Source organism: Aquabacterium sp. (assembly GCF_021768455.1).
Classification (GTDB): domain Bacteria; phylum Pseudomonadota; class Gammaproteobacteria; order Burkholderiales; family Burkholderiaceae_C; genus Aquabacterium.
Genome location: NZ_JAIZVX010000138.1, coordinates 1 through 11,619 on the forward strand (window position 1 = coordinate 1; position 11,619 = coordinate 11,619).

Sequence of the window (11,619 nt, forward strand, 5' to 3'; positions counted from 1 at the left end):
GTCCTGGGTGGGGATGGGGTGGCCGGACGAATTTTCCCGCGAGGGAATCTGACCGCCCTGGCTTCCATTCTGAGAGAGCTGCATCGTGACCCGGCGCAACGTCAACGTCTGCGTGTGGCCGCCAGACAACGCATGCAGGCGGAGTTTTCGCTGGAGGCGATGATTGCGGGGCATGCGCGCTGCCTCGACCAGGGCTGACTCGCTGCAGTTCTCAGGGCGGTCGATAGAATCCGCCCGTCGTGGTCTCCACATCCATCCAATCACATCGGGGAAGCCAGTGCTCAAGGTAGCGGTCATAGGGTGCGGCAAGATTGCCGACGGGCATGTGGAGCAGATCCGTGCCATCGGTCGTGGGGAGGTGGTGGCGGTTTGTGACCGCGAGCCTCTGATGGTCGAGCAGCTTGCCGTGCGCATGAAGGTCCCCGGACGCTACACCGATGCGGCGGAGATGTTGCGGGTTGAGCGTCCCGATGTCGTCCACATCGCGACGCCACCCGAGTCCCATGTGATGCTGGCGTGCATGGCCTTGCGGGCGGGCTGTCATGTGTTTGTTGAGAAGCCTTTTGCCTTGAATGCGGCCGATGCCCAGGTGATTCTGGATTGCGCATCCGAAGTGGGCAAGCGGGTCAGCGTCAACTACCTCTACAACTTCGAGCCTCCGGGGCTGATGCTGGAGCCGCTGCTGGCCCGCGGCGCCCTGGGCGATCTGGTGCACCTGGACACCCAGTACGGCTACAACCTTGGCGGTGACTACGGCCTGGCCGTGATGTCTGACCCCAACCACTGGGTTCACCGACTTCCCGGCAAGCTCTTCCACAATGTGCTGGACCATGTGCTGGCGAAAGTCGTGGCCCACATCGGTGACGACGCGGCGGTGCAAGTGCTGTCCTTTCGGCGTCGCCCTGCCAGTGGCGTTCCCACGCTGGACGCCTTGCCAGACGAGCTGCGCTTCATGTTGCGCAGTGGTGCCGTGACCGTGTCGGGGCTGGTGAGCGCCCATGGTCGTCCTGCGGCCCACACCCTGAGGGTGGTTGGCACCCGAGACTCGGTCGACCTGGACTACACCGCGCGCACACTGGTTCACAGCGCGAACTGGTCTCAGCCTGCCTCGGTGGGGCGGCTGTTTCCCGCATTTGTCCAGGCGCGTCAGTTTTGGCGCAACGGCTGGCGCAATGTGGGCCTGTTTCGCAGGCACGAATACCACTACTTCGAGTGCATGCGTGTCCTGCTGAGCCGCTTCTACGATGCCATCGAGCATCAGGCGGCGGACCCGATTCCGCCAGATCACATCCGGCGTGTTTGCCGGGTGATTGACCAGATTGTCGAAGGCATGGAGGCTGCACGATGAAGATCCTCGTCACCGGTGCGGGTGGTTTTCTCGGACGTCGCATCGTCGACAGCCTGTTGCGAAGTGGCGCAGACCATGTGTGCATCCACGTTCGCCAGGCGCCGCCGGCTGGCATGGTGGAAGGGCTGCGTGAGGCCTACCCCCAGGCTGTCATCGAGACCGTGCAGGCCAACCTGTTGTCGCGTGGAGACCTGGAAGCCCTGGTCGAGGGCGTGCAGTGCATCGTGCACGCCGCCGCAGGCATGAAGGGGGCGGCTGCCGACATGTTCGCCAACACCGTGGTCACCACGCGCAACCTGCTGGAGGCTGCGGGGCAGGCTGGTGTCCGTCGCATCGTGCTGATCAGTTCGTTTTCGGTTTACCACGCCGCCACATTGCAGCCAGGTGCCGTGCTCGATGAGCGCACGCCCATCGAGGCGGTGGGCGTCGACCGGGGGGCTTACGGCTACGCCAAGACTCGGCAGGAGCACCTGTTTGCGGAGTACCAGCAGCGTTTCGGTTTCGAATCCGTGATCCTGCGTCCGGGCGTGATCTATGGGCCAGGTGGCGGCGCGCTGTCGTCGCGGGTCGGCATCCGTGCGATGGGATTCTTTTTTGCGCTCAGTGGACACGGCCTGCTGCCGCTTACCTACGTCGACAACTGTGCAGATGCGGTCGCCCAGGCTGCCCTCAAGGCGCCGGCTGGCAGCGCTTTCAATGTGGTCGATGACGACATCCCCAGCTGCCATGCCTACCTCAAGGCCTATTGCCGTGAGGTTGAGTCCATGCGCTGTGTGCCTGTGCCGCACTGGGCCTTCCGCTTGGGGGCTCGCCTGTTGGTCTGGTATCACAGGCGCTCGAAAGGGCAGTTGCCTGCTGTCTTCACGCCATACGTGATCGATTCGATGTACCGGCCCCTGCGCTACAGCAACGAGGCCCTGAAAAGCATCGGGTGGCAACCGCGAGTGAGCACGGCCGAGGGCATGGCGCGAGCGTTCGCCTTTTTCAAGGACCAGCTCAAGGCCAAGAAGGGCTGACCCTTCTCAGGCACGCTGCCGGGCCAGGCTGTAACAGCGGCTGTAGGATTCCTGCAGCGCGTCAACGGATGCGTGTTCGCGGACCCATTCTCGTGCGGCCGAACCAAGCCGCTGCCTGAGTTCCGGCTCGCCCAGCAAGCGGTCCAGCGCACCGTGCAGCGACGGGTTGTCATCCGGGGGGATCAGCAGGCCGGTTTGCCCATCCTGGATGATTTCTGGGTTGCCTCCGACCCGGCTGGCGACCACGGCCAGCCCGGTGGCGCAGGCCTCAAGCAGGGCGATGGAGAGTCCTTCTGTCTGCGAGGGCAGTGCGAAGACGTCGAATGCCGGCAAGAGGTCGGCCACATTCGAGCGGGCACCGGTCAGCAGCACCGTGTCGCCCAGCCCTGACGCATGCACCTGGTCTTGCAGTGCCTGCGCGCACTCCCCATCCCCGATCAGCACCAGCTTCACCGCAGGGTACTTTGCCCGCAAAGCAGGCAGCACGGCGACCAGCCTGTGGTGATTCTTCAAGGGAACCTGGCGCCCCACGGCACCGATGAGCAACGCGTCGGCAGGCAGCCCCAGCGCCTGCCGGGCCTGCGTGCGGCGAGCCTGTGAGCCGGTGAACCGATCCACAGGTATGCCGTTGAGCACTGTCGTGGCCCGTGCCGCCCGCACCATGCCGCTGCCGACATAGCGATCGTGCACTTGCTGACCCACCATGGCGACATGGGCGGTGTGACGCAGGGACCACTGGAACAGCCAGCGGAGTTTGCGGTTGCTCAGTCGGGTACCCATGTCGTGACAGGTGCACACCTGGGGTGGCTTGCGCCACATGCCGAGCATCGCGATGGCCGCGTGGTAATTCGGGACGAAGTTGTGGGTGTGGACCACATCGATGTCACGTTCTTGAATGGTGCGGCGCAGGGCCAGCAGGACGCGTCGGTCCAGCGTGCCGGATTTGTGGCCCTCGATCACCGTGATGCCAGCGTCCATCAACTCCGGCTTGAGCCCGTGGGTGCTCTGGATGCTGAAGACCGTGACCTCGTGTCCCAGTGCATGCTGGGTCTTGGCCAGGTCGGTGGTGACCCGCTCGAGGCCGCCGACTTCCAGGGAGTCCACAACGTGCAGCACACGCAAGCGAAAGGGGGGCGGTGTGGGGCAAAGCGGCATGGTGTCGGATGCTACACTGGGTCGCGCCCTTTGCCCCGATCAGTCCTGGGGCGGCTCATCCTCGCTCCCATGCATCAAGATCAGCCCTTCAAGCAAGTACAGCGCATGCTGTATCACCATCGTACGCAAGGCAAGGCCGTGGAGGGCGTCCACATTCGGGGCATCACCGATGCCATGCGAGCAGAAGGGGTTGCGGTCGACATCATCTCGCTGCCAGGTGCGGACCCCTACAAGACGCCCAAGGCCATGTCGCCAACCAGTCAGGCCACCTGGTGGATGAAGCTGGTCACGCGTTTTCCTGAGCCGCTTTTCGAGTTGGCCGAGGTGGCTTACAACCTGGTGGCAGGCTGGCGTCTGCTTGCCTATTTTCGTCGGCATCGTGACGTCGGGTTCGTTTACGAGCGTTATGCCCTGTTCATGTTTGTCACGGTGCTGCTGGCTCGCCTCAAGGGGCTGCCTGTCATCCTGGAGGTGAACGATTCGGCGGCGGTGGTGCGTGTGCGCCCCTTGTTTTTCAAAGGCCTGGCCATGGCCATCGAGCGCTGGGTGTTCCAGAAGGCGGATGGACTGGTCTTTGTGTCGACCGTGTTCCGCGACCGTGCCCTGGCGACGCACGGAAAGCTGGCGCCCACGATCATCACACCGAACGCGGCCAACATCAGCCAGTTCAGCTTCACGCCCGAGCAGCGCGCGCAGGCCCGTGAGAAATGGGGGCTGGATGGTCATGTGGTGTGTGGCTATCTGGGGGCTTTTGTGCCCTGGCATGCCATCGATCAGTTCGTGTTTCGCATCGCAGATCACCTTCAGGCGGCACCTCACCTCAAGCTGTTGCTGGTGGGGGATGGGGCGCGTTTTGATGCGCTTCAGACTTTTGTCAATGAACGAGGCTTGGCTCATCAGGTGATCTTGACGGGGCGTGTATCCCACGATCAGGTGCCGGGTTTGCTGGCTGCCATGGACATGGCCGTGCTGCCCAGCGCTGGCGACTACACCTCGCCAGTCAAGCTTTTCGAGTTCATGGCCTGTGCTGTGCCGCCCATTGCGCCTGACTTCTTGCCGATTCAGGAGGTTCTGGAGGAAGGTCGTACCGGTTGGATGTTCAAGGCGGGGGACCTGGATGCCGCAGTGCAGGCTGTCTTGCGACACAGCCAGGATCCTGTTCGCCTGAATTCAGTGGGGCAGGCGGCGCGGCAGTACATTGCGACCAGCCGCCAATGGCGCGACAACGTGTTGCAACTTGTGGCGTTCTTCCAGAGGGTTCGTCGCCACTGAAACAGGCCTGGCCCGAGCTGTGCGCTCAGCCCTTGCGTTGATGCGTGGAGCGGAGGACCTGCTCACAGACGGCCAGGGTTTCGACGGCCACATCGTCCCAGGTGCGGCGCATGGCTGCGGCGATGGCAGCGTGGTCCCAGTGCTGGCTCAAGGCCTGATCCAATGCCGTGTGGAGGGCGGCCGGATCACGAGGCGGGATCAGGATGCCGTTGCCGGCGTGGAGGATTTCGCGGGTGCCACCCACATCGGTCGCCACCACAGGCACGCCGCAGGCGACGCCTTCCACGACGACATTCGGGTAACCCTCTGACCAGCTTGGCAGGGTCAGAACGTCGCTGGCGCAGATCCACTCGGCGACCTGTTCCGGGGGAAGTCCGCCAGGCAGCTGTACGCGATCGTTCAGCCCTGCCGCGGCGATGAGCCCTTGGAGTTCTTCCTTCATCACGCCGTCACCGACCAGGCTCAGGCGCGCACGGGGCCGGTGTCGGCACAGTGCAGCGAAGGCGTCCAGCAGTTCGCGCATGCCCTTGGCTTCTACAAAGCGCCCAACGTAGATGATTTGCTCTGCCTCTGGCGAGAGGCCCAGCCTGGCGCGGAGTGCGACCTTGTCGCGAGGGTGAAAGACGCTGGTGTTGAAGCCGTTGACGATGGTGTGCACCTGGTCGGCCTGCGCGCCAAAATCATGGATGGCGGTCTGGCGCATGGCCTCGCTGACGGTCAGCAAGGCGTCGACGCCCGCGATCGTCCGTCTGGTCATGGTGTCGTTGATCCCTGAGCGAACATGGATGTCGGAGCCGAGTGCGCCCACCACGCACGGCACCCCGAGTTGGCGGGCCGTGCGCAGGGCAGCATAACCGTCTGGATAGACCCAGTAGGCCAGGATCAGGTCGGGCTGGAAGCGGCGCACTCGGGGCGTCAGCAGCAGGCTGCTGACGTGGCCGTTGAAGGCCCGTGACACCACAGGGAAGACTGGGTAGGTGAATGTCTCGAGGTCGATGCCATCGACCTGGTGGTCGGGGCCAACGTTGCCATCGATGAAGCTGCGCGGTGCGATGAAAGGGAGACGCGGGTAGCTGGCTTGCTGGAAGAACACCTTTACATCGGCGAGTCGGGCCAGCGAACGGGCTGTTTCATGGATGTAGCGGCCGCGGGTCTGGTCGTGCGGCACCGGCAGCATGGGGGTGACGAGGGCGATGCGGGTCATGGGGGTGATGGGCTGGTGCGGTGGAAAACAGGCTCGGTTTGACAGGTGACAAAACCGCCACGTCTTTCCACCGTCTTGAGGTGTCTTGTGCGGTGCAGCCATTGTGCGGGCTGAATGTCGCGAGAGAATGCTTGCAGCCCGATCAACCGCATTTTCAGGAGTCCGATCATGCCCACCACGATTGCCACCTGCGATCTGTGTGATGAACACAAAAACGACACCGATGGTGCCTTCCGTGTGCTGCCGCCGGTGTTCAAGGACTTTGGCAAGCGTGTCAAGTTCTCTGGCCACGTCAGCACCGTGAAGTGCTTCGAGGACAACTCGCTTGTCAAGGCTGCGGTGGATTCGCCTGGCCATGGCCGTGTGCTGGTGGTCGATGGGGGCGCTTCACTGCGTCGTGCACTGGTCGGGGGGAACCTTGGCAAGGCGGCTGCACGCAATGGCTGGGCCGGTGTGATCGTCGATGGCTGTGTGCGCGACGTGGCCGAACTGGCCGCCTGCGATGTGGGCATCCGCGCCCTGGCGGCCATGCCCTGGCCCACCGAAAAGCGGCAGGAGGGGCAGGCGGACGTGCCCGTGCAGATCCAGGGTGTCTGGGTGAGGCCCGGGGAGTTCATTTACGCGGACGAGGATGGCATTGTGGTCATGCCTGCCCCGAAGTCCTGAGAGGTCGCCATGAGTCCCTCGGCGATCACCTTGCTGGGCCCCAACATTGAACATCGGCGCAGCCTGGACGCCATGCTGGGTCGAGGGGGCGCGTTGAACTGGTTGCCCGATTCCAGCACCTACTTTCGCAGCCGAGGGGGCTCCTGGCTTCAGCGCAACGTGAGGCGACTTGACAGGGTGCTGGGCACGCGCAGCCCGGACTATCTGGCGCATGTGGCCGAGCACATCGATGCCCAGGGCGTCGAGACCGTCGTGGCCTATTGGGGGACCGAGCCTTTGCCGGACCTGTTGGCCCTTCGGCGCATTCGTCCGCGGCTCAAGCTGGTGCTGATGGTGCTGTGCTACCCGGTGGCCCTGGACGACGGTGGCATCGTGCGGCAAAACTGGCTCATGCGTCGCGCGACCCGCGTGCTGGATGGCATCCTGTTTCCCGATGAGGCCATGCGAGCGCATTTCCTCAGCGAGCGGCTTTGCCCTCCCGAGTTGCCGAGCCTGATCCTGCCGCCATGCTGGCCGGCCTCTTTTCAGGCGGCGGGTTCTCGCCCTGCGCTGCATGCGCAGCCCAACCTGATTTTCACGGGTCGCACAGACCTTTCCTCTGCGACCATCCATGCGGCGGACGACATGCGCCCCTTGATGGCAGAGATTCTGGCCGCAGGCATCGTGCTGCACCACGCGAAATCCCAGGAAACAGACGATGGGCACCCCATGCGCCGACCGTTTGCGTCGATGCCGCAACCCGAGTTGATCGCGATGATGCCGCGTCACGATGCCAGCCTGATCGCGTACAACACGGCGGCCTGCCGGCGAGATGAGCGTTTTCGATTGACCGTGCCTGATCGCCTGATCACCAGCGTGGCGGCAGGGGTGCCAGTGGCCGTGCCTCGCGAGGGATACGAGGGGCTGAAACAGTACCTGGCCGATTACCCCGGGCTGATCGAATTTGGCAGTGTGGCCGACCTTCGGCGACAGTTGGCCGACAGGCCCTGGGTCGAGTCCCTGCACGAGCAGGCTTGGGCGGCGAGAAGCCGGTACACGGCCGAGGCGCAGGGGCCTGCTTTGAGCGCTTTCCTCGACGGACTGGGCTGACGGCGCAAAGGCGCCCGGTGAGGCGCAGATCTCGTCAGACCTCGGCCTGCGTCTGCCATTGGCGCAGGCCGGGCAAGAAACGACCAAGGAGCGCTGGTTTGCGCTCGGCAATGTTGATCATCAGTGCCACATCATGGCGCTTCCACACGCCCAGTTTGCCGCTGGCCACGGTCAAGACCAGGGCGTAGAGGAGCCCGCTCAGCCATTGGGTCAAGAGATGACCGTTGAGCCACAGCAGTCCGCCCGCGAAAACGCCTGCAAGGATCGCTGCCACAGCGATGCGGCGCATGTCTCGCCACGGCGGGGTGAAGTCGATTTGCCGGCTCACGTAGACACCGAAGACCAGAAAGCTGGCAAAGCCGGTGATGGCATTGGCCATGACAGCGCCCATCAGGCCGAAACTGGGAACAAAGGCCAAAGCCATCAGCGCGCTCATCACGAAGTAGGCCACTGAGCGCACCGTTCGCACACGTTGGTCGTCGATGATCAGCAGCAGCGAAGAAAGAGGGTTGTCCAGCAGCAGCAACCCACTGACCAGCAGCATGGCCTGGAGCACGGGCACCACGGCCTGGTATTGAGCGCCGTACATGAGGTGGATACCCGGTGCAGCCCACAACGCACCCACGCCCGCCAGGAAGAGGCCAAGGAACAGGAAGTAGCGTGTGGCATCGGTCAGGAGCCGACGAACCTGGCCAAAGCCGCCTGCGCCCTTGGCATGGGCCAGAGAAGGCATCAACAAGGTCGAGAGACTCGAAGAAAGCAGTTCGATGCCGCCCCGAGTAAGGTTCGTTGCAATCGCCAGAAATCCCACCTCTGCCGGGCCCATGAGGCGACTGAGGAGGTAGGTCTCAAAGGTGCGGTTGCTCATCGCGTAGAGGAAAACCTGCATCGAGGTCCACACCAGATGGTGGCGGACCTTGCCTTGCCATTCGGGTGTGAGGCTGGCCTTTTCCGTCCGGATGCGGGCCCGGCGCAACAGGGGGGCGATGATCAGCAGGTGGGTAAGGCTCACCCCTGCGAACCACCACAGGTTGGCCTCCAGTGAGGCATGGGTGAGCGCGAGCACCACCACGCCAATGGTGTAGGTCACGCTGATGAGCATGTTGCCGACGGCTTCAACCCAGAATGCGCCGTGGCCTTTGGCGACAGAAATGTCGAACTGAAAAACCGACTTGGGGATGAAGCACAGCAGGCAGATCGTGCTGACCAGGACGGCCTGGCCTTCCCAGCCGGCGGGTTTGAACAGCGGGAAGGCAGCAATGAAGAGCAGGGCGACCAGCCCTGCGCTCAGCCATTGAGCCCGCTGCAGCCAGCGGTGCACGGCGTGGGTGGCCTGGCTGTTCTGCGCGCCGATGGATTCGGAGAGGAGCCGGGTGGCCGTGATGGGGATGCCATGGTTGCCGAAGGCAATGAGCAGGCCCACCAGCCAGAGCAGGTAGGCGTAGCGGCCATAGTCGTGTGGCCCCAGGCTCCGCGCCAGGACGGCGCTCACCACCAGACCCAGGGCGATGGTCACGTAGGTGGAGAGGGTCATGATCGCTGCCGACTTGAGTGCAGCGACGCGGGTGAAAGAGCCAGCCATAGGGAATCCGAAATCGATCGCCATGATGCCACGCGCACAAAGCAGAACGGCTGGCGCAAGGCCAGCCGTTCGGGTCCATCAGGCGATGGGGAGGATCAGGAGCCTTCGAAGGCGCCGAGGTCCATGGCGGTGCCCTTCATCACGCGGGTCTTGATGCCGATCGGGCTCGTGTACTCACCTTGCAGAACCAGGTTGGCCGCTGTGGCGCCGGTGGGTGTGAAGCTGGGGCCGTTGATGCCCTTGTTCAGCACCGGAGAGCTGGCCGTCGGAACCAGGGTCGTGGCGTTGAGTTGCGGAGAGTTGCTCCGGGTGTCGCCCACGATCAGGGTGGCAGCACTGAGGTCGATCATTTTGGTCGTGGTGGTGGTCCACGTCGCCGGGAAAATCATGCTCATGTCAGCCGTGTTGCGCTTCGCGGTTTGAACGTACCGGCCCTTCTCCGCGGGATCCCAGTTTGTGGGCACATAGTTGGTGCCCTTCAAGGACAGGCGACCCACACGATTGCTGGCGATGAAGTACCAGTAGGTCGAGCCATCGTCGTTCCAGAAGATGTTGCCGGAGGCTTCAACCTGGGCCGTCAGGTACGGGTAGTCGTCGTCGTTGCCGCCCACCTGGAAGGCGTTGGTGTAGTAGAACTGTGAGATGTTCGTGCGGTGGACGTGGGTGTTGCCGTAGTAGAACAGCGTGCCCTTTCGGGTGTTCAGCGGGTTCTTGTCGTGACCGAAATGGATCGGGCGGCTGGCCAGCAGGCTTGCGCTGTTGCTCAGGGGCAGGTTGATGTCGGTGACGATCGCGTTGCCGTAAACCCAGGCGTAGTCATACAGCGGGTCGGCGCGGACGATCTTGTTGTCCTCTTCTTCGGAGTCAACCAGGTCCAAGGCGCGGATGCTGGATTGGATGTAGTTGTACCGAACCACGGTTCCGCTGCTGCGGTCTTTGAGGGTTGCACCACCGCGCGCTTGGCCCAGGAAGTTGCCTTCGTACAAGGTGCGCTTGGCCTGGATGTACAGGTTGTGCTCGGTGCTGTGGGTGCTGTTGCCGTTGTAGTGGATCTTGTTGCGACGGAAGATGATGTGCGAGCTGTAGTCCGAGGTGCTCTGGCCGCGGGTGTTGGTGAACACGCCGTTGTCGTTCTCGGTGATTTCGCAGTTTTCGACCGTCAGGTGCTGCACGCGGACCGCGTAGATCGCACCCACGCCGCTCAGGTAGCTCTTTGTCAGGCCGCGTGCGTTTTTGAAGGTCTTGGTGCTGCGGGCGTTGGTCAACTTGAGGTTCTGGATGGTGATGTACTTCGGCACGTAGTAATTGCGTGCATCGGTCATCTCATCGCCCTTCCAGTAGATCAGGATCAGGCCATAAGGCTGGATGCCGTCATCGGTGCTGCTGTAGGCGCCGAAGCCGTTCGTGCCGTACTTGGCGTCCGTGGCTGTTACGGCGTTTTCACCGTCGATCACCGGGCGGTTGCAACTTTCGTCGGTCACACCGTTGATGTAGACGGGCTTGGCGGCTGTGCCTTGAGCGCGCAGACCAAATTTGGTGCGATAGGGGGTCGAACGATAGAAGATGTTGACCACGTCACCTGCCTGCAGGGAGAGCCATGGCACATCGGTGAGTTCGGTGTAGGTCTTGCCTGGGCCGACGTTGTAGGTCTTGTTGGAACCCACGAGCGGCGTGGTGGCGCAAGGCGATGACGAGAGGGTCTTGAAGGCTGGCGGCCAGATCGAATCGTCTTCCATTGCCGGTGCAGCGGTGGCCGTTGCCGGGGTGGTGGTCGTGGTCGGTGTCGGGGTGGTCGTCGTGGTACCCGTCGTCGTGCCGGTCGTGGTGCCCGTGGTGGTACCCGTCGTCGTGCCCGTGGTGGTGCCTGTTGTCGTGCCGGTCGTGGTGCCCGTGGAGGTACCTGTTGTTGTGCCGGTCGTGGTGCCCGTGGTGGTACCCGTCGTCGTGCCGGTCGTGGTGCCAGTGGTGGTACCTGTTGTCGTGCCGGTCGTGGTGCCCGTGGTGGTACCTGTTGTCGTGCCGGTCGTGGTGCCCGTGGTGGTACCCGTCGTCGTGCCGGTCGTGGTGCCCGTGGTGGTACCTGTTGTCGTGCCGGTCGTGGTACCTGTGGTGGTACCCGTGGTCGTGCCGGTCGTGGTACTGATCACCGTCGTGCTGGTGCTGGTGGGCGACACGACCGTGGTGGTGGTTCCGGTTCGGACCAGGGCTGCTGTCGTGGTGGGCGACTCGCTGCCAGATGTGCTGGCCGTGTCGGTGCTGCTGGACCCACCGCCGCCGCAGGCGGACA

Annotated in this window: 11 protein-coding genes; 7 read left to right on the top strand and 4 right to left on the bottom strand. The window is 63.5% G+C overall.

Annotated elements, in window-relative coordinates:
- From QZ994_RS15690 to QZ994_RS15700, 3 genes are all read left to right on the top strand, one after another.
- Positions 1 to 198, top strand: a 198-nt coding sequence (locus tag QZ994_RS15690) for a glycosyltransferase (protein ID WP_367172331.1), incomplete at its 5' end; no start/stop codon positions are given.
- A complete protein-coding gene (locus QZ994_RS15695) occupies positions 173 to 1,348 on the top strand; it encodes a Gfo/Idh/MocA family oxidoreductase (RefSeq protein ID WP_290873700.1) in 1,176 nt (391 codons plus the stop codon). The genes QZ994_RS15690 and QZ994_RS15695, both read left to right, overlap by 26 nt.
- A complete protein-coding gene (locus QZ994_RS15700; RefSeq protein ID WP_290873702.1) occupies positions 1,345 to 2,364 on the top strand; it encodes an NAD(P)-dependent oxidoreductase in 1,020 nt (339 codons plus the stop codon). The genes QZ994_RS15695 and QZ994_RS15700 overlap by 4 nt, the downstream gene beginning before the upstream one ends.
- 6 nt (positions 2,365 to 2,370) lie before the next feature.
- Here QZ994_RS15700 and QZ994_RS15705 read toward each other — a convergent pair whose 3' ends face one another.
- Positions 2,371 to 3,519 (bottom strand): glycosyltransferase, encoded by a 1,149-nt coding sequence (locus QZ994_RS15705; RefSeq protein WP_290873704.1) that lies wholly within the window; start codon positions 3,517 to 3,519, stop codon positions 2,371 to 2,373.
- 69 nt (positions 3,520 to 3,588) lie between these two features.
- On the opposite strand from QZ994_RS15705, the gene QZ994_RS15710 reads away from it, so the two are divergent.
- Positions 3,589 to 4,791, top strand: a complete 1,203-nt coding sequence (locus tag QZ994_RS15710; protein ID WP_290873706.1) for a glycosyltransferase family 4 protein — start codon at positions 3,589 to 3,591, stop codon at positions 4,789 to 4,791.
- Positions 4,792 to 4,816: 25 nt separating this feature from the next.
- Here QZ994_RS15710 and QZ994_RS15715 read toward each other — a convergent pair whose 3' ends face one another.
- Entirely contained in the window at positions 4,817 to 5,995 is a 1,179-nt protein-coding gene (locus tag QZ994_RS15715) for a glycosyltransferase (RefSeq protein WP_290873707.1), read from the bottom strand.
- Between the two features lie 168 nt (positions 5,996 to 6,163).
- Between QZ994_RS15715 and rraA the strand changes: the two genes are divergently transcribed.
- Positions 6,164 to 6,661 carry a ribonuclease E activity regulator RraA gene (rraA, locus tag QZ994_RS15720; RefSeq protein WP_290873709.1) on the top strand — a complete coding sequence of 166 codons (498 nt, stop codon included), beginning with the start codon at positions 6,164 to 6,166 and terminating at the stop codon, positions 6,659 to 6,661.
- A gap of 9 nt (positions 6,662 to 6,670) precedes the next feature.
- Positions 6,671 to 7,750 (top strand): hypothetical protein, encoded by a 1,080-nt coding sequence (locus QZ994_RS15725; protein ID WP_290873711.1) that lies wholly within the window; start codon positions 6,671 to 6,673, stop codon positions 7,748 to 7,750.
- A 34-nt stretch (positions 7,751 to 7,784) separates the two neighbouring features.
- On the opposite strand, the gene QZ994_RS15730 is transcribed toward QZ994_RS15725, so the two are convergent.
- Together QZ994_RS15730 and QZ994_RS15735 are read right to left on the bottom strand one after the other, a co-directional pair.
- Positions 7,785 to 9,332 (bottom strand): oligosaccharide flippase family protein, encoded by a 1,548-nt coding sequence (locus QZ994_RS15730; protein ID WP_290873713.1) that lies wholly within the window; start codon positions 9,330 to 9,332, stop codon positions 7,785 to 7,787.
- A 95-nt stretch (positions 9,333 to 9,427) separates the two neighbouring features.
- Entirely contained in the window at positions 9,428 to 10,996 is a 1,569-nt protein-coding gene (locus QZ994_RS15735; RefSeq protein WP_290873714.1) for a hypothetical protein, read from the bottom strand.
- Between QZ994_RS15735 and QZ994_RS15740 the strand changes: the two genes are divergently transcribed.
- Positions 10,983 to 11,619: hypothetical protein (locus tag QZ994_RS15740; RefSeq protein WP_290873716.1), on the top strand; the 637-nt coding region annotated here is incomplete at its 3' end. The two genes, QZ994_RS15735 and QZ994_RS15740, sit on opposite strands and share 14 nt — an antisense overlap.

Coding starts and splice junctions, on each gene's coding strand:
- QZ994_RS15695 (WP_290873700.1), top strand. CDS start 173: ATGCGCGCTGCCTCGACCAGGGCTGACTCGCTGCAGTTCTCAGGGCGG.
- QZ994_RS15700 (WP_290873702.1), top strand. CDS start 1,345: ATGAAGATCCTCGTCACCGGTGCGGGTGGTTTTCTCGGACGTCGCATC.
- QZ994_RS15705 (WP_290873704.1), bottom strand. CDS start 3,519: ATGCCGCTTTGCCCCACACCGCCCCCCTTTCGCTTGCGTGTGCTGCAC.
- QZ994_RS15710 (WP_290873706.1), top strand. CDS start 3,589: ATGCATCAAGATCAGCCCTTCAAGCAAGTACAGCGCATGCTGTATCAC.
- QZ994_RS15715 (WP_290873707.1), bottom strand. CDS start 5,995: ATGACCCGCATCGCCCTCGTCACCCCCATGCTGCCGGTGCCGCACGAC.
- rraA (WP_290873709.1), top strand. CDS start 6,164: ATGCCCACCACGATTGCCACCTGCGATCTGTGTGATGAACACAAAAAC.
- QZ994_RS15725 (WP_290873711.1), top strand. CDS start 6,671: ATGAGTCCCTCGGCGATCACCTTGCTGGGCCCCAACATTGAACATCGG.
- QZ994_RS15730 (WP_290873713.1), bottom strand. CDS start 9,332: ATGGCTGGCTCTTTCACCCGCGTCGCTGCACTCAAGTCGGCAGCGATC.